The organism is Vibrio sp. 1F263, from assembly GCF_041439035.1.
GTDB classification, from domain to species: domain Bacteria; phylum Pseudomonadota; class Gammaproteobacteria; order Enterobacterales; family Vibrionaceae; genus Vibrio; species Vibrio tasmaniensis_A.
In genome coordinates this window covers 18,053-36,103 of record NZ_JBGONI010000032.1, presented here as the reverse complement: position 1 = coordinate 36,103, position 18,051 = coordinate 18,053, and the positions used below count along the sequence as shown (strand labels likewise).

Here is an 18,051-nt window from a genome sequence, read left to right as displayed (position 1 = left end):
ATATTCCTAACTTTAGATTACCCTATGAATAATCATTAACAATGAACCTAAATGTATAATAAAGATCAATTGTTCATATGTTTTTCAACAACTTAAATAGCTTCCCATTTTGAAGCCGTTCGCCCATAAAAGATAAATCGTTACGTAAATGATGCTCGCAAACTAAGTCCACATTTAGGTAACGAACAAATTTAAAAGATCTCACGAAATAAGGATTAGCTGACTATGTACGCGCTAAGTAACTGTAAAATTTACACTGGTAGTGATGTTCTAACCGATCATGCCGTCGTAATAGAAAATGAACTGATCAAAAAAGTCTGTCCTATCTCTGAATTGCCAGAAGGAATCGAGGTTCGCGATCTAAACGGAGCAAACCTAAGCCCAGGTTTCATTGACTTACAACTGAATGGTTGTGGCGGTGTAATGCTTAACGATGAGATCACGGCAGAAACAATGCAGATCATGCACGAAGCAAACCTTAAATCAGGCTGTACTAGCTTCTTGCCAACGCTCATCACTTCTTCAGACGAAGATATGCGTGCAGTTATTACTGCAGCTCGTGAATATCACAACCAGTACCAAAACCAATCACTAGGTCTGCACCTTGAAGGTCCATACCTAAACGTTGCAAAAAAAGGCATCCACAGCGTCGATCACATTCGTAAATCAGACAGCGAAATGATTGAACTGATTTGCGAGAACAGCGACCTAGTTGCAAAAGTAACATTGGCACCAGAGCTTAATGATCCAGAACATATCGAGCGCCTACACAAAGCTGGCGTTGTCGTTTCAATCGGCCATACAAACGCGACTTACGCAGAAGCTCGACAAAGTTTCGAATCTGGTATCACTTTCGCTACTCACCTATTCAATGCAATGACCCCTATGGTCGGTCGTGAACCTGGCGTTGTTGGTGCGATTTACGACACGCCAGAAGTTTATGCTGGTATCATCGCCGACGGCTTCCACGTTGATTACGCAAACATCAGAATTGCGCACAAAATCAAGGGAGAAAAGCTAGTATTAGTGACGGATGCCACAGCTCCTGCAGGTGCTGACATGGAATACTTTATTTTTGTCGGTAAGAAAGTATATTACCGAGATGGTAAGTGTGTTGATGAAAACGGCACACTGGGCGGCTCAGCTCTGACTATGATTGAAGCAGTTCAGAATACAGTTGAGCACGCTGGTATCGCTTTAGACGAAGCTCTTCGCATGGCTACGCTATACCCAGCTACGGCTATCGGTGTAGAAAGCAAGCTAGGTCGAATCAAAAAAGGCATGGTTGCAAACCTAGCTGTATTTGACCGAGACTTTAACGTTAAAGCGACTGTTGTTAATGGACAATACGAGCACAATTAAGTATGAATGGCGGACAAATAGGTAACGTAGACTTAGTTAAACAACTAAACAGTGCGGCGGTATACCGACTAATAGACCAGCAAGGGCCTATCAGTCGTATACAAGTGGCTGATGTAAGCCAACTCGCACCGGCAAGTGTTACAAAAATTACCCGCCAACTTTTGGAGCGCGGCCTCATTAAAGAGGTTGCGCAACAAGCGTCTACTGGCGGTAGACGCGCGATCTCCCTAACCACAGAAGTCGACCCTTTTCATTCTGTCGCTGTACGCTTAGGTAGAGACTATATTCAAATAAGCCTTCATGACCTTGGTGGTCGTGAATTAGCTTTCCAACAACAAGACCTAGATTATTCAGACCAATCAGACCTTACACAAGGCTTGGTCAATAACCTCAAGGCTTTCATTGCTGAGCATCAGCCAAAGATCGACCAACTGATTGCCATTGGTGTCACCCTTCCAGGCTTGGTCAACCCAACGACCGGTGTTGTTGAGTACATGCCAAACACGGACATCGATAACCTCGCATTGAGCGACATTATTCGCGACACTTTCCATGTGGCTTGTTTTGTTGGTAATGACGTTAGAGGAATGGCGCTTGCTGAGCACTACTTCGGTGCAAGTAAAGACAGTCAAGATTCTATTTTGGTCAGTGTGCACCGTGGTACGGGTGCTGGTATTATCGTTAATGGACAGGTTTTCTTAGGCCATAACCGTAACGTGGGTGAAATTGGTCATATCCAAATTGATCCGCTAGGGGAACAGTGCCAGTGTGGTAACTTCGGTTGTCTTGAAACCGTAGCGGCAAACCCTGCCATCGTTGATCGAGTGCAGAAGCTCATTAAGCAAGGCTATGAATCTTCTTTAACGGAACTTGAACATATTACGATTCAAGATGTTTGTGACCACGCAATCAATGGCGATGAACTCGCGAAGCAAAGCTTAGTCCGAGTAGGAAACCAGTTAGGTAAGGCTATCGCGATGACGATTAACCTGTTTAACCCTCAGAAAGTAATCATTGCTGGTGATATTACTAAGGCACAAGAGATTGTTTTCCCTGCAATTAAGCGCAATGTAGAGAATCAGTCGTTAACGACTTTCCATAGCGGCCTGCCTATTGTAGCATCACAGATCGATAAACATCCTACGATGGGAGCCTTTGCCATGATTAAGCGCGCCATGCTCAACGGTGTGTTACTGCAAAAGCTTCTTGAAGACTAAAGAAAACAATTCTGATTTTCCGCGGGCCGTGTTTGTATAAACACGGCCCGTTTTTTTAAGCTAGGGAACTACAACAACAAGTTATGGAACTTATATTAATATCCACTGCGTTTATCGCAGGATTTATTGCTTTAAAATGCCACCTCCCCCCATTAGTTGGTTTTTTGGTTGCAGGTTTCGGGCTTTATGCCCTTGGCTTTGAAACCAATGACACCATCATTACTTTGGCTGACCTTGGTGTCACCCTTCTCTTATTTACTATTGGCTTAAAGCTGGACATCAAAACCCTACTCTCTAAAGAGATCTGGGCTGGCGCAACAATCCACAATCTTTTATCCACTCTGTTTTTTGCAGCCGCTCTATTTGGTTTTAAGTTTCTAGGTATTTCATCTCTAGCAGCCATGTCAATAGAACAGATCGTTCTACTCGGTTTTGCTCTTTCATTTTCTAGTACTGTATTTGCGGTCAAGTCTCTACAAGAGAAAGGGGAAATGAATGCTACCTATGGCACACTAGCGATTGGCATTCTGGTCATGCAAGATATCTTTGCTGTCGTATTCTTGACTGCATCGACGGGCAAAATTCCAGAGTGGTATGCGATCGCACTGTTCGCTTTGCCTTTCTTTCGCCCATTGTTCTACAAAGTCCTCGATTGGGTTGGGCACGGTGAAATGTTGGTGCTATTCGGTATCTTCTTCGCATTAGTTGTTGGTGCTGGCTTGTTCCAGTTTGTAGGAGTAAAACCAGACTTAGGTGCCCTTATCCTAGGTATGCTGTTAGCCGGTCACCCAAAAGCTTCAGAGCTATCGAAGTCGCTGTTTAACCTTAAAGAGCTTTTCCTCGTCTGCTTCTTCTTGAATATTGGCTTGTCAGAACAGCCAACTATTCAGGGTTTTATGCTTGCAGTCTTGTTCTTATTGTTACTGCCAGTGAAAGGCGTTCTGTACTTCTTGGTACTAAACCGATTCAAGTTCCGTGTTCGAACCTCCCTACTCACTTCTTTGTCACTGTTTAACTACAGTGAATTTGGCCTCATCGTCGGTGGCCTTGCTTTTAAGATGGGCTGGATGTCTGGCGACATCTTGGTGGCAGTGGCTATAGCCGTTTCATTGTCGTTCTTAATCGCTGCACCTCTCAACAAAGCGGGTCACAAACTTTATCAACAGTCAGGTCGCTGGTTAAAAGAGCACGCTGCTGAGAAGCTCCACCAACGTGACAAACGAATTGACCCAGGTCGGGCTCAGGTTCTAATTCTTGGTATGGGACGCATTGGTACTGGTGCCTACGACGAATTACGCTCACGCTACGGCAAAGTGAGTTTAGGTGTCGAAGTTCGTGAAGACGCGGCACATAACCACAGAAGCCATGGCAGAAACGTTATTTCTGGTGACGCAACTGACCCGGATTTCTGGGAACGAATCTTAGACACAGCAAACGTAAAACTGGTGATCTTGGCTATGCCTCACCACCAGGGTAATCAAACCGCCTTAGAACAATTAAAATCACGAAACTTTAAAGGTCAAATAGCAGCAATTGCCGAATATCCAGATCAGCTCGAAACACTGAAAGAGAATGGCGTCGATGCGGCATTTAACATTTACAGCGAAGCTGGCAGCGGTTTTGCCCGACATGTTTGTGAACAATTGAATCCGAACATCAACAAAATATAATATTCAACATGTTACATTTAACCTCTCAAAATTGCGTTTTTTTTGCACTTTTGAGAGGTTTTTGTTCAAAAAACCAACCACAATTAGACATCACTCACCAAAACCACCTTTAAATTAGATATTTTCTAATATAAACCCCTTTATATTATTTTTTTGCTCACATTCGGTTGCTTTTTTTAGCCAGAATGGCAAATTGAATGCAGTTGATTTAGAAATTATTTAAAAGGAAGTTCTATGTGTTCAGTATTTGGCATTCTCGACATTAAAAGTGATGCCGCAGCACTTCGCCCTATTGCTTTAGAAATGTCTAAAAAGCTTCGTCACCGTGGCCCAGACTGGTCTGGTATCTATGCTGGTGAAAAAGCTATCCTTGCTCACGAGCGTCTAGCTATCGTCGGCCTAAACAGTGGTGCTCAACCACTATATAGCCAAGACAAAAAACACATTCTTGCAGTCAATGGCGAAATCTATAACCACAAAGAACTTCGCGCTCGCTATGAAGATAAATACCAGTTCCAAACTGACTCTGATTGTGAAGTCATTCTTGCGCTTTACCAAGAGATGGGTGCCGACCTTTTAGAAGAACTTAACGGTATTTTCGCTTTCGTTTTATATGACGAAGAGAAAGACGAATACCTAGTCGGCCGCGACCATATTGGCATCATCCCGCTTTACCAAGGCTACGATGAGCACGGCAACTATTACGTTGCTTCAGAGATGAAAGCACTGGTTCCAGTTTGTAAGACGATCAGTGAGTTCCCTCCTGGTAGCTTCTACTCTTCTAAAGATGCAGAACCTCAACGCTACTACATCCGCGATTGGAACGAATACGCAGCCGTTCAAGGTAACAGCACAAGCAAAGAAGAGCTAACTGAAGCGCTAGAAGCTGCTGTTAAGCGTCAACTAATGACTGACGTTCCTTACGGTGTACTTCTATCTGGTGGCCTTGATTCATCAATCACTTCTGCAGTCGCTAAACGTTTTGCAGCAATGCGTATCGAAGATGACGAGCAATCAGAAGCTTGGTGGCCACAACTACACTCATTTGCTGTTGGCCTAGAAAATGCTCCCGATCTGATTGCTGCACGTGAAGTTGCGGACAAAATCGGTACTGTACACCATGAGATGACTTACACCATTCAGGAAGGCTTAGATGCAATCCGTGATGTTATCTACCACATCGAAACTTACGATGTAACGACCATTCGTGCATCGACGCCAATGTACTTGCTTGCTCGTAAGATCAAAGCAATGGGTATCAAAATGGTACTTTCTGGTGAAGGTGCTGATGAAATCTTTGGTGGCTACCTGTACTTCCATAAAGCGCCAAACGCAAAAGAGTTCCACGAAGAGACGGTACGTAAACTTCTTGCTCTAAGCATGTTTGACTGTGCTCGTGCAAACAAATCACTTGCAGCATGGGGAGTCGAAGGTCGTGTACCATTCTTGGATAAAGAGTTCATCGATGTGGCTATGCGTTTAAACCCTGAAGACAAAATGTGCGGTAACGGTAAAATGGAGAAACACATCCTACGTGAGTGTTTTGAAGACTACTTACCAGATTCAATCGCATGGCGCCAAAAAGAACAGTTCTCTGATGGTGTTGGCTACGACTGGATTGATACATTGAAAGCAACGGCTGAAGAAAAAGTAACGGATCAACAAATGGAAGCTGCTCAGTTCCGTTTCCCTTACAACACACCAACAACCAAAGAAGGTTATGCTTACCGTGAAATCTTTGAGGAGCTATTCCCTCTAGAATCGGCGGCAGAGTGTGTACCTGGCGGCCCTTCAGTTGCCTGTTCATCAGCAAAAGCGATCGAGTGGGATGAGTCATTCAAAAACTGTGTAGACCCATCAGGCCGTGCGGTACAAGCCGTTCACAACGACGCCTACAACGCTTAAGCGTTTGAAAAATCAAATACTAAAAAAGGCGCATTATGCGCCTTTTTGTTTTAAGCCTAGTTTTTACTTTTTAATATTTAACTTATACGTGAGCTTGTAGTGCTTCGTTTTCAATACTGATCGGAACCACTTGGCTGATCATTTTTACGAGCATAATGGATCGAGCTTCGCCATCTTTCTGATGGTAAATAGCTTCAACACCCGCAAACTGGCCACTATTAATTTTGACAACTTGCCCAGTCTCAAATTCAACACAACAATCTTCAACTTCGCTACTACAACACTTCTCGAACTCTTTTAGCTCAAAAACCAAATCACCTTGGACTTCATACGGCCTTGCACCGAACTTAATAAAGTCGACAACACCACGAGTTGAACGAACGGTAGTAAAGCTTGGGCCTTGCTCATAATCAAAACGGACAAAGATATAGGATGGGAACAGCGGTTCTTGGACCAGCTTCTCTTTCCCTCTCACTACCTTTTCGACTTCTATTTGAGGGTAAAAGCACTCTACCCCCTGGTTTTCTAGGTGCTGTTGAGCGCGTTTTTGATCACCACGCTTACAGTAAAGTAAATACCAACGTTTCATTTAACTCGCCATCTTCGTTCTTTGGACATTTAACCACAGCCTAAAACAGTTTAGTCGCCGTTAATAAATGAGTCCTGATAAGCGAGAAATTACGCGGAATAGACAGACTTATCAACCAAAAAGTCATAGGTAAAAAATTTGGTCAGTCATTGTACAAGGAACATTTAGAGATCAAAAGACTCATTGCTGTAAGCATATGTATATCGCAGATAATATGAATAACATTCCCTATAAGATCATAACGATAGGCTAGGGCAATAGATCTAAACATTTTTATTGGATAGGGTTTTAAAAAAGGTTACTAACCAACCAGGTCAAATATGGAAAATTAGTTTGCAGCACAAGTAGAATGGGCCACATTAAAAGTAAATTTATTTAATATCAACACCTTAGCAAAACCAAGTTATCGTGACCACAAAATACGCCTATTGCAGACTTTTACCCTACTGTGTATACATGAATGACTATAAAATCTTTTAATACCTAAAATTAGTAAAACTTATGCCAAGCAATCACAACATCTTTGGCCACCCTAGAGGCCTATTTTTATTATTTAGCACAGAGCTATGGGAACGTTTCTCCTACTACGCGATGCGTGCCATCCTTGTTTTATTTTTGACTGACACGACCCTCAACGGTGGACTTGGTTGGTCAACGAAAGACGCACTTGATCTCTACGGTATTTACACTGGCTTAGTCTACATCACGCCATTGATCGGTGGCTGGATTGCCGATAACTACTTAGGACAACGTAAATCGATCCTAGTGGGTGGTGTATTAATGGCACTCGGCCAGTTTACACTCGCTCTTCCTAACGGCGCTATTGGCTTAGACCAAGTAAATGCTCTTTATCTAGGTTTAGCACTACTTATCAGTGGTAACGGTATGTTTAAGCCAAACATCTCGACCATGGTTGGCGACCTATACCAAGAAGGCGATAACCGCCGTGACGGTGCATTCACCATTTTCTACATGGGCATCAACTTAGGTGCATTATTAGGTGGCTTGATTTCAGGCGCTGCTGTCGACTCTTTCGGCTGGAAAGCAGGTTTCTTAGCCGCTGGTATTGGTATGGTTATTAGCTTAATCATGCAAATGACAATGGCTCAATCTTGGTTAGGTAACATTGGTTCAGTGCCCGCAGCTGCGCGAGCAAAAGCACTGAACAAATCAAAAGAAAAAACGCCACTAACCAAAGAAGAGTTCGATCGATTAAAAGTTATTCTGGTTATGGGTCTATTCGTCATAGTTTTCTGGGCGGGCTTTGAACAAGCTGGCGGTCTGATGAATATCTATACTCAACAATATACTGACCGCATGATTGGTGGCTTTGAAGTCCCAGCGGCGTGGTTCCAATCTCTGAACCCATTCTTCATCATTACACTTGCACCAATCATTGCTGCATTTTGGGTTAAGCTTGGTAAGCGTGAACCAAATTCTCCAGTGAAATTTGCAATGGCTTTGTTCTTCCTAGCTCTTGGTTTTGTGTGCATGATGGGCGCTGTAATGGAGCAAGGTGGCGACCTAACAGTGAAAACATCAATGCTGTGGCTAGTCGGTGCTTTCTTCTTCCATACCCTTGGCGAACTTTGTCTATCTCCTATTGGCCTGTCGTTGGTCACTAAATTAGCTCCGCTTCGTCTCGCATCGTTAATGATGGGTGCATGGTTTGGCTTCAACGCTGTCGCAAACTACGTAGCTGGCCTTGTGGGTTCTCACGTTGGTGAGCTTGGCGCAATGTCTATCTTCGGTGGTATCGCAATTACAGCGACAATAAGTGGCGTCTTACTTCTTCTTTGTGCTGGCAAGCTTGTATCATGGATGCATGGCGTAGAAAGCAACATGATGCTTGAAGCAGAGCCAAAAGCAGAAACTTCGGTTGCTTAATATCTAGACCTATTTCAAGAAGAAACATCCAGATCAAAAAGGGCTGCTCAATGAGCAGCCCTTTTGTTATTTTTAGATGTGCATGACAGTTTAGGCGAAGTCGTATTTAACGATACAGCGCCACTAACTCCGCCATCATATCGATGTGCGAGTCTCTATCATTCAGACACGTAATGTAGCTAAAGTCTGAGCCACCAGCGTCAATGAAGGTCTCTTTACACTGATCCGAAATCTCTTCTAACGTTTCTAAACAATCCACAGAAAATGCAGGCGCCATAATATCGATTTTTTTGATGCCTTTGCTTGGCAATGATTCAAGTGTCTCGTCAGTGTATGGCTTCAACCACTCTTCTCGACCAAATCGAGATTGGTATGTCATGGTGATATCGTCCGCTGATAAGCCTAACTCAGCAGCAAGGAGCTCTGTTGTCGCTTCACAATGCTGTGGGTAGATGTCGCCTTCATCAGCCAATCGTTTCGGAATACCGTGGAAAGAACAAACTAAATGATCGGCTCTACCATTTTTATCCCAATGGCTACGCACGCTTTCAGCCAATGCTTTTGCGTAGCTTGGGTGCGCGTAGTAGTCGCGAATAAAGCGATAGCTCGGAATCACTGGCATCTGCTTAAAGGCCTTGGTTAAGCCATCAGATACGGCCGCTGTGGTTGTGCCTGAGTATTGAGGATATAAAGGCAATACGATGATGTCTTCAACGCCCTGATCCATTAATTGCTCAACGCCCGTTTTAAGGCTTGGGTTACCATAGGTCATACCCAGCGCTACGGGTATCTGTAATTTTTTCTGGAGCTTTTCGGCTTGTCTTTGAGAGTACACAAGCAGTGGTGAGCCTTCATCCATCCAAACAGACTGATACAGCTTAGCCACTTTCGGCGCTCTAATCGGTAAGATCACCCCATGTAAAATAGGACACCACAACCAACGCGTTAAGTTTACGACTCGCTTGTCGTGTAAGAATTCACTCAAAAATCGACGAACGCCAGCTGGGGTCGCTGAGTCTGGTGTTCCTAAGTTCACCAGTAAAACGCCCTGCTTTTTATTATTTTCCATAGATACCTGAGACCAATATGTGATTTTCTGGAACGTAATATACTAATCTACATAAGTTTAAGATCATTGTTGTGCTACTAAATTTAAGAATAATCGTTCTTAACCTAGGTGATCACAACATCACATTGATCGTTAGCCGCGCGAATCTAAGCCGTACCACGGAAACAGTGCACAATCGAGTTTATCTAGATTGGTATATGACTAAAAATTGAAACAAAAAAAGCGACCTTAAGGTCGCTTCCAATATATCAAATTCTAAAACTGGCTGTTAGCCAATTATGCTAGTGCTTTCTCAAGTTCTGCACTAACTTCAGCAACTTGCTTAGTACCGTCGAACTTAAGGTACTTAGTGTTACCTGCTTCAGCTTCTTTACCGTAGTAAGAGATAAGCGGAGCTGTTTGATCGTGGTATACACCTAGACGTGCACGAACTGTTTCTTCTTTGTCGTCATCACGAACCACTAGCTCTTCGCCAGTGATGTCATCTTTACCTTCTTCTTTAGGCGGGTTGTACACATTGTGGTATGTACGGCCAGAAGGAAGGTGAGCACGACGACCAGCCATACGCTCAACAATCACATCGTCAGCTACGTCGAATTCAACAACGTAGTCTACTGCGATACCCATTTCTTTTAGGCCATCAGCTTGAGGGATTGTGCGTGGGAAACCGTCTAGTAGGAAACCTTTCTCACAGTCATCTTGAGCGATACGCTCTTTGATTAGACCAAGGATAATTTCATCAGAAACTAGCTGACCAGCGTCGATTACTGATTTTGCTTGCTTACCAAGCTCAGTACCCGCTTTGATAGCAGCACGTAGCATGTCACCAGTTGAAATTTGAGGGATACCAAATTTGTTCATGATGAAGTTAGCTTGAGTACCTTTACCCGCGCCAGGAGCACCTAGAAGAATGATGCGCATGTTTAATCCTCTTATAAAAATTATGATTTATACCGAAGCTCACTATCCCGCCTTTCCGGTTCAATTTAAGTCGAACAAGAGAGGTTAGGTAACAACTGAGGCTAAGCACAACTGTAAACAGAAGCAAAACGGTAAGTTTCGGTATAACGTTTAAAAATCATACAACTGGAGATGATAGGTTCATAGTACCAGCTGATTAGGTCGAGCATTCTATCACATTAATATTCAATTTTGCTTAAATTAAGACTAAAGAATGTATCGACAGCGTTTGCGTTTGTCTTGTTAGCAACTTTAGTGACATTTCGATGAAGTTAAGCGACGTTCATAAAAAAAGCCCGCATTAGCGAGCTTTTAATTATAATTATGAGCTTAGCCCAAAGTCGAAAGACTAACGTTTTGTCAGTAGTTCGTTGATTGCACCTAAGAATTGTGACGGATCTTCCATTGAGCCCTTTTCAGCCAGCATAGCTTGACCAAGTAGTAGCTCAACCCAACGACCAAACGCTTGTTCGTCCGCTTCATCAGCCATCTGTTTCACAAGTGCGTGCTCAGGGTTAATCTCAAAGATGTACTTCACTTCAGGTGCCGCTTGACCCGCAGCTTCAAGAAGCTTAGCCATTTGCGTGCCCATTTCGAAGTCATCAGTCACCACAACCGCAGGTGTTGTTGCTAACTTGAACGTAGTCCGAACTTCTTTAACACGACCACCTAGGTAAGATTGAGTGCGCTCAACAACAGATTTGAACTCTTCTTCTGTCTCTTTTTGCTTCTCTTTCTCTTCTTCGCCTTCAAACTTGCTTAGGTCTAAGCCCGCTTTAGTGATCGATTGGAACTGTTTGCCGTCGAAGTCAGTCAGGTAATTCATTACGTACTCATCAATACGATCGTACATTAGAACCACTTCAATGCCTTTTGCTTTGAACTGCTCCAAGTGTGGACTGTTCTTAGCTGCAGCATAGCTGTCTGCCGTTAGGTAATAGATCTTGTCTTGATCTTCCTTCATACGTTCTACGTAAGAAGCTAGGCTGATGGTTTGCTCAACAGAATCCACTTCCGTTGATGAGAAACGAAGTAGACCAGCGATTTTTTCTTTGTTCGCCATGTCTTCTGCTGGGCCTTCTTTCAATACTAGGCCGAACTCTTTCCAAAACTCCAAGTACTTATCGTTGTCATTCTTCGCCATGCGCTCAAGCATAGTGAGTACACGCTTAGTACATGCGCCACGAAGAGACTGAGTCACTTTGTTATCTTGAAGGATTTCACGAGACACGTTCAATGGTAAATCGTTTGAATCAATCAAGCCGCGAACGAAACGCATGTAAGATGGCATGAACTGCTCTGCATCATCCATGATGAATACGCGCTGTACATAAAGCTTAAGGCCGCTCTTATGGTCACGATTCATCATATCCCAAGGTGCTTTAGCTGGGATGTAAAGTAGGCTTGTGTAGTCGTTCTTACCTTCAACTTTGTTATGGCTCCACGTTAGTGGATCAGCAAAGTCGTGAGATACGTGCTTGTAAAACTCTTGGTACTCTTCTTTCTCGATATCAGACTTGTTACGAGTCCAAAGCGCTTGAGCCTTGTTAATCTGCTCCCAATGCTTCTCTTCGGTGTCTTTACCTTCGTCATCTTTCACCGCTGTGAAGATGGAGACAGGGATACCGATGTGATCAGAATACTTACCAATCACTTCACGCAGACGCCATTCATTTAAGAACTCTTTGCCGTCTTCACGCATATGAAGAATGATGTCTGTACCACGAGATTCTTTCGTGATGTCTTCGATAGTGTAATCACCTTCACCCGCAGAGTGCCATTGCACGGCTTGGTCATTAGCAAGTCCAGCTGCTCGAGTGCGAACAGTCACTGCGTCTGCAACGATAAATGCAGAATAGAAACCAACACCAAATTGGCCAATAAGCTGAGAGTCTTTGCTTTGGTCTTCAGACAGCTTTGAGAAAAAGTCAGCTGTGCCTGACTTAGCAATAGTACCTAAATGCTCAATAACGTTGTCGCGGCTCATACCTATGCCGTTATCAGAGATCGTTAAAGTATTTGCTTCAGTGTTGAACGAAAGTTTCACACCTAAATCAGCATCGCCTTGGTAAAGCTCGCCATTTGATAGCGCTTGGAAACGAAGCTTATCAGCCGCGTCAGATGCGTTAGAGATCAGCTCACGTAGAAAGATTTCTTTATTTGAATACAGTGAGTGAATCATTAGATGAAGTAGTTGTTTTACTTCAGATTGAAAGCCACGAGTCTCTTTATTTTGCGTTGCCGTTTCGCTCATTTTTACTCCAAAACATCTATACTTTATGTTGAATAATCATAGGGGCGTTGCACATTATGCCGCTCTTCTGTTCATTAACATGAGGATGACAAATGTAAATTCAAGGTCAAAAAGCATAAAAACACTGTTTTTTTGATCTGTTTTTATTATCCTTGAGTGTTATAAATATAAAAGAACATAAAAGAAGCCATGATTTGGTGAAGAATTAACAGAACTTCACCTGAGATTTGTCTATTTCGCACCCCAAATCATCCAAAATAGAAGAGTTCAATGAGCAATATCGGCACAAAGTTTATTCTCGCACAGCGGTTCGTATTTGACCCAAATAGCAACTCACTTGTTGATCAGATGAGCGACGGTGAAGTCGTACGTCTTGGCAGCAATGAAAGCCGCATTCTCCTGATGCTGTCAGAAAGACCCAATGAAGTTATCACTCGTAACGAATTACACGAATATGTTTGGCGAGACCAAGGCTTTGAGGTGGACGACTCCAGCTTAACGCAAGCGGTATCGACACTCAGAAAAATGCTAAAAGACTCAACCAAATCTCCAGCATTTGTAAAAACCGTTCCTAAACGTGGTTATCAATTTATCGCGACTGTTGAGCGCTCAGCACCACTATCATCAAACGATCAGCCAACAACAGCTGAAATTGCAGAAAGTGACGTAGAGCCTATTTTAACATTTGCTAATACCACATTAGCTGATGAGGTCATCACTGAAACTATTGATCCAGAGCCAACTGCAAAGGCTCAAGAAAATCATGTCGAAGTCGAGCCAGTAACCAATCAGGTTAAACCTAAAGATGAAAGTTCGAATAAATGGTTAACGTTTGGAATACTGCTTGTCGCTTTCATCATGCCAGTACTCGTTTTGACGTTAACGAACCCAGCAGAGTCAGAGTTTCGAACATTAGCAGAGGTCAATGGTGTCAAAGTTCAAACACCTATTAACCACCCGACTCTGACTAGTTGGCTACCAGCGATAGAGAAATGTGTATTGCGTTACAACACCAACCACACAGGCATGCTAAAGCCAACTGAGGTGATTGCAACAGGCGGGCAAGGTAACAATCTAGCTCTAAACTATATTCACCCTCAAGATTACTCGAGCGAGAATGTAACTCTAAGAATTTACGCAAACCAGTCGGATGTAAACGACATTTGTAACGGTGGTCAGTAACATGAAATTAAAAGTATCCATTATTTTACTGGTTATCTCTGCTTTCTTTAGCGGTTGGTTGTACTGGGGTAGCGATGCAAAAGTAGAGCGTTTGCTGACACAACACGAATGGCAATCGAAAATGGTGACGCTGATTAGCGATCTCAAGCAAGAGGATTCAATCGGACCACTGCGTAAAGTTGAGTTGTCATCGAATGCAAAATACCTACCAAATGGTACGTATTTGAGAATGTCAGTGGTTAGGTTGTATAGCACTCAGACTGCACCCGCAAACGTCATCAATATCTCCGAAACAGGTCAGTGGGATATCAACGATAACTATTTACTGATTTCGCCAACGGAGTTTAAAGATGTGACTTCTGCTGAGCGCCAAGATTTTTCGGAAGAGCAGCTAGAACTGATAACTCAAGTGATTAAGATGGATGCAGAGCAAAGCCGACGCATTGATATTATTAATCAGAAAGCACTGCTGCTCACTAGCTTAAATCATGGTTCTACTGTGTTATTCTCAAACTAATATTGTCTCAAACTAAAATCAGATTAAGCTAAAACTCAACAGTGATTTACTGTATATCATTAAACGATATACCAATAGAAAGGGGCATGATGCCCCTTTTTTATTAACTGTTGACATCAAACTACTGTTTTAGGATTTTTAGGGGTATCTATGAATACAGAACCAAGCTCGGTAAGTGCATCAATCACCAAGGCAACCATCGCAATACACTATTGTCGTCAATGCAATTGGATGCTTCGTTCTAGTTGGTTATGCCAAGAGTTACTGCATACTTTCAGTGAAGAGATAGAGCAAGTGAGTTTACACCCTGATACCGGAGGTCGATTTGAGGTTTTTTGTAATGGAATACAGATTTGGGAAAGAAAAGCGGACGACGGTTTTCCTGAAGCTAAAGTTCTGAAGCAAAGAGTGCGAAACATCATTGCTCCAGACAGGGACCTCGGCCACGTAGACTCAAAGTAAGCCTTTTCTAACGCCGCCGATTGAGTTTATTTAAAGCTCGCCACTCACAATTACGTCACCCTCAAGGCTAATAACTTTGAACGTTTTATTTTCATATACACCGTAGCTAGCCGCGTGACCATCTCGTGGGAATGTCACCGAGCTAGGATTAAAGATAAAGATCTCATCTTGGTATTCAGCAACAGGAATATGAGTATGACCATGGGCAATAATATCGCCCGCCTTCAGCGCAGGGCGTTTATTGGTGTTGTACAAATGGCCATGGGTTAGGAAGATACGTTGGCCTGATTCTAATAGCACCCACGAGTAATCCATCATCATTGGAAAAGACAACAACATCTGATCCACTTCGCTATCACAGTTACCACGAACGGCAATGATCTCTTGAGAAAACGCATTCAACTTCTCTGCAACCGCTGGCGGGTTATACCCTTCAGGGATCGGGTTTCTTGGACCATGATTCAGAATGTCACCCAATAGCACTAAATATTGCGCACCAGACGCTTGGTAGAGTTCTAATACCTTTTCTGTTGCTGGCAGCGAACCGTGTAGGTCTGAAGCAAAAAATAATTTCACACGTACTTCTCCATAAAATTTATGAGCCTATTGTACGTATCTAACAGCTACACGTCATCTCTCGCCATACCGTTGATCACGATATTATTGTAACTAACCATACCGACTATTTTATGGTCACTGACCACAGGGGCACGACTGATACCAAAACGCTCAAACAAGCGTGCACAGTACTTCACATTCATATCGGCAGACACGCTTAGCGCTGGCTTGGTCATGATCTCATAAACATTGGTTCGCTTCGGAGAACGGTTCTTAGCCAGTACTTTCTTGGCAATATCATTCATCAATACGATGCCGTATTCGTCATCTTCGTGGCGCTTATCGACAATGATAGCTTTCACTTTGTGCTTCTTAGCCATCTCTATCGCTTCCAACACAGTGGTTAGTCCATCGATAATCACATACGTATTAGCCATTACATCGCTTACTCGGATTTTTTCACTGCCACTCATAACTCGTCCTCCACAACCTTAGTTAATGTTTCAACTTGGTGCGCGACCCCGACTGCATCTTCGACATCGATCTGCACTGCTATCCCTTGCCCTGACTCTTGGTCAAACTCCCCGACTTCACCGATAGTTTCTAGAATATGCCTAGCTAGGTGCTCCTCGACGACAAACAGCAGCACATCTTTTTGCACCTCTAACGTTAACCCAAAGAAGGTGCGCTTTTGGTTTAGCCCCTGCCCTCTGGCATTGTTAATCACGGTTGCCCCTGTTGCACCCGCATCACGCGCGGCGTCGAGCACGATATCGGTCTTGCTCTCTTCTACAAACGCTAAGATAAGTTTAAAGCGCATCTTTGCTCTCCTTAGAGGATTGTGATCGGTTTAGCCATTGCGTTATTTGTGCATACCCCATCACGGATATAATTGGAAATAAGCTCGCGAAAGCAATCAACCCAAAGCCATCAATTAGCGGATTTCTTCCTGGCACCGTTGACGCGAGTCCCAACCCAAGTGCCGTCACTAAAGGAACCGTCACCGTTGATGTCGTAACCCCACCAGAATCGTAAGCCAATGGAATAATCAATTTGGGAGCATAAAAGGTCTGAATCACCACAATGACATAACCAACAATGATGTAGTAATGGATAGGGTCGCCAGCCACGATGCGATAACTACCTAGCGATATGCCAATCGCTACGCCTAACGCCACGGAGATCCTCAGCCCGTTAACACTGATACTGCCACCGGAAACTTGGTTTGCCTTAATAGCAACGGCGATCAAAGAAGGCTCGGCTATCGTGGTACTGAAACCAATACAAAACGCGAAAAGGTAAACCCAGTAATAATCAAACCAAACTAAGGCAAGGCCTGAACTGACCTTGAACTCAGTCAAAAAACTTGGTTCGGTGAGTTGCATTGCCATAGTCTCCCCTAAAGGAAACAGCGCGAGCTCTAACCCCATCAAAAAGAGCGACAACCCAAGAATGACGTAAAAGAAACCTATCAGCACTTTGCCTAAGTTATTAACTGGCTTGCGCAGCACCGCTAATTGGAAACCGAAGATGATCACCGCAATCGGAATCACATCCATGACAGTACCAAGAAAGGTGTCGATAAATTGCTGAGCACTGATCATGTCACCACCATCCCGTAGACCATGACAAACATCATCGGCAGCAGTGAAGCAAAGGCGATCAATCCAAAGCCATCAATCATCGGATTTCTCCCTTTAATCGCAGAGGCTAAACCCACTCCCAATGCGGTCACTAACGGAACGGTAATGGTCGATGTAGTCACTCCGCCAGAGTCGTACGCAATCCCAATGATGTTTTCAGGGGCAAATGCAGTGAGCACCACCACTCCAATATAACCTCCGATGATCATGTACTGAATTGGCCAACCTTTTAAGATTCGCAGCACCCCAAGTAAGATGGCGATCCCCACCGACAATGCTACGGTGAAACGCAAGCCATCGGCGTACTGTTCCATTTCGTCTAGAGAGTTAGGAATAACACCACCTTCAGCGGCCACTTCTGCTGCTTCGGCGGCCACTGCGGTTAATGCGGGTTCCGCAATGGTGGTACCAAACCCTAAACAGAAAGCGAAGGTCAATAACCAAAACACGCTCCCCTTACGAGCAAAAGCTTGAGCCATCGACTCGCCGATTGGGAACAGACCCATTTCAAGGCCAAAGATAAAAAAAGTCAGTCCAAAAACCACCAGCACTAAGCCAGTTAGAATAGACAACAGATGAGGGAGTGGTTCTTGCAAAACAACAAGCTGGAAGAAAGCAATCACAGCCACGATCGGCAAGAGATCCCTTAGGCTACCTAACATGGCTCGAAACAAAGCAAGCACTGCCGTCATCGCAACTCCTAGTCATTGAAATTGTGTCTGGTTATTAATTACTAATAATCATGGCAAATCCTTATCATTCCTTATGTGACAAAT

17 protein-coding genes are annotated in these 18,051 nt (G+C 43.6%); 8 read left to right on the top strand and 9 right to left on the bottom strand.

The features are described 5' to 3' along the window. Positions 1-225 precede the first annotated feature (225 nt). The 4 genes from nagA (at position 226) to asnB (ending at position 6,154) form a co-directional block, all read left to right on the top strand. Positions 226-1,362, top strand: a complete 1,137-nt coding sequence (nagA, locus tag ACED25_RS17710) for an N-acetylglucosamine-6-phosphate deacetylase (RefSeq protein WP_012604541.1) — start codon at positions 226-228, stop codon at positions 1,360-1,362. A 2-nt stretch (positions 1,363-1,364) separates the two neighbouring features. Further along, positions 1,365-2,579 (top strand): ROK family protein, encoded by a 1,215-nt coding sequence (locus ACED25_RS17705; RefSeq protein ID WP_009847335.1) that lies wholly within the window; start codon positions 1,365-1,367, stop codon positions 2,577-2,579. A gap of 83 nt (positions 2,580-2,662) precedes the next feature. After that, the gene (locus ACED25_RS17700) at positions 2,663-4,249 is read left to right on the top strand and encodes a cation:proton antiporter family protein (RefSeq protein WP_009847336.1); all 1,587 of its coding nucleotides are present in this window, start codon (positions 2,663-2,665) and stop codon (positions 4,247-4,249) included. Between the two features lie 234 nt (positions 4,250-4,483). After that, positions 4,484-6,154: an asparagine synthase B gene (gene asnB / locus ACED25_RS17695; protein WP_012604542.1), complete on the top strand. Its 1,671-nt coding sequence runs from the start codon at positions 4,484-4,486 to the stop codon at positions 6,152-6,154. An 82-nt stretch (positions 6,155-6,236) separates the two neighbouring features. On the opposite strand, the gene rfaH is transcribed toward asnB, so the two are convergent. Next, positions 6,237-6,743 carry a transcription/translation regulatory transformer protein RfaH gene (gene rfaH, locus ACED25_RS17690; RefSeq protein ID WP_012604543.1) on the bottom strand — a complete coding sequence of 169 codons (507 nt, stop codon included), beginning with the start codon at positions 6,741-6,743 and terminating at the stop codon, positions 6,237-6,239. Positions 6,744-7,244: 501 nt separating this feature from the next. On the opposite strand from rfaH, the gene ACED25_RS17685 reads away from it, so the two are divergent. After that, entirely contained in the window at positions 7,245-8,630 is a 1,386-nt protein-coding gene (locus ACED25_RS17685) for a peptide MFS transporter (RefSeq protein ID WP_012604544.1), read from the top strand. A gap of 106 nt (positions 8,631-8,736) precedes the next feature. Here the strand turns inward: ACED25_RS17685 and hemH are convergent, their stop codons facing one another. From hemH to htpG, 3 genes are all read right to left on the bottom strand, one after another. Beyond that, complete coding sequence (hemH, locus tag ACED25_RS17680; RefSeq protein ID WP_012604545.1) at positions 8,737-9,699, bottom strand: ferrochelatase; 963 nt, start codon at positions 9,697-9,699, stop codon at positions 8,737-8,739. Between the two features lie 276 nt (positions 9,700-9,975). Then, complete coding sequence (adk, locus tag ACED25_RS17675; RefSeq protein WP_009847341.1) at positions 9,976-10,620, bottom strand: adenylate kinase; 645 nt, start codon at positions 10,618-10,620, stop codon at positions 9,976-9,978. A 388-nt stretch (positions 10,621-11,008) separates the two neighbouring features. Beyond that, a complete protein-coding gene (gene htpG / locus ACED25_RS17670; RefSeq protein WP_371695792.1) occupies positions 11,009-12,913 on the bottom strand; it encodes a molecular chaperone HtpG in 1,905 nt (634 codons plus the stop codon). 270 nt (positions 12,914-13,183) lie between these two features. On the opposite strand from htpG, the gene ACED25_RS17665 reads away from it, so the two are divergent. The 3 genes from ACED25_RS17665 (at position 13,184) to ACED25_RS17655 (ending at position 15,074) form a co-directional block, all read left to right on the top strand. Further along, complete coding sequence (locus ACED25_RS17665) at positions 13,184-14,095, top strand: transcriptional regulator (protein ID WP_371695791.1); 912 nt, start codon at positions 13,184-13,186, stop codon at positions 14,093-14,095. Between the two features lies 1 nt (position 14,096). Then, positions 14,097-14,612: a regulatory protein ToxS gene (locus ACED25_RS17660; protein WP_029223803.1), complete on the top strand. Its 516-nt coding sequence runs from the start codon at positions 14,097-14,099 to the stop codon at positions 14,610-14,612. 150 nt (positions 14,613-14,762) lie between these two features. After that, on the top strand, positions 14,763-15,074 hold the full coding sequence (locus ACED25_RS17655) for a SelT/SelW/SelH family protein (protein WP_017096855.1): 312 nt from the start codon (positions 14,763-14,765) through the stop codon (positions 15,072-15,074). A gap of 30 nt (positions 15,075-15,104) precedes the next feature. Here ACED25_RS17655 and yfcE read toward each other — a convergent pair whose 3' ends face one another. The 5 genes from yfcE to ACED25_RS17630 are packed head-to-tail and all read right to left on the bottom strand — an operon-like array spanning position 15,105 to position 17,967. Next, on the bottom strand, positions 15,105-15,650 hold the full coding sequence (yfcE, locus tag ACED25_RS17650; protein ID WP_102250398.1) for a phosphodiesterase: 546 nt from the start codon (positions 15,648-15,650) through the stop codon (positions 15,105-15,107). 47 nt (positions 15,651-15,697) lie between these two features. Further along, positions 15,698-16,105: a CBS domain-containing protein gene (locus ACED25_RS17645; protein WP_009847347.1), complete on the bottom strand. Its 408-nt coding sequence runs from the start codon at positions 16,103-16,105 to the stop codon at positions 15,698-15,700. Then, positions 16,102-16,452, bottom strand: coding sequence for a P-II family nitrogen regulator (locus tag ACED25_RS17640; RefSeq protein WP_009847348.1), 351 nt, complete (start codon positions 16,450-16,452; stop codon positions 16,102-16,104). Before ACED25_RS17640 ends, ACED25_RS17645 begins: the two co-directional genes overlap by 4 nt. Then, positions 16,442-17,236, bottom strand: coding sequence for a DUF1538 domain-containing protein (locus ACED25_RS17635; RefSeq protein WP_017096853.1), 795 nt, complete (start codon positions 17,234-17,236; stop codon positions 16,442-16,444). Before ACED25_RS17635 ends, ACED25_RS17640 begins: the two co-directional genes overlap by 11 nt. After that, on the bottom strand, positions 17,233-17,967 hold the full coding sequence (locus tag ACED25_RS17630; RefSeq protein WP_017096852.1) for a DUF1538 domain-containing protein: 735 nt from the start codon (positions 17,965-17,967) through the stop codon (positions 17,233-17,235). Before ACED25_RS17630 ends, ACED25_RS17635 begins: the two co-directional genes overlap by 4 nt. Between the last annotated feature and the right edge of the window lie 84 nt (positions 17,968-18,051).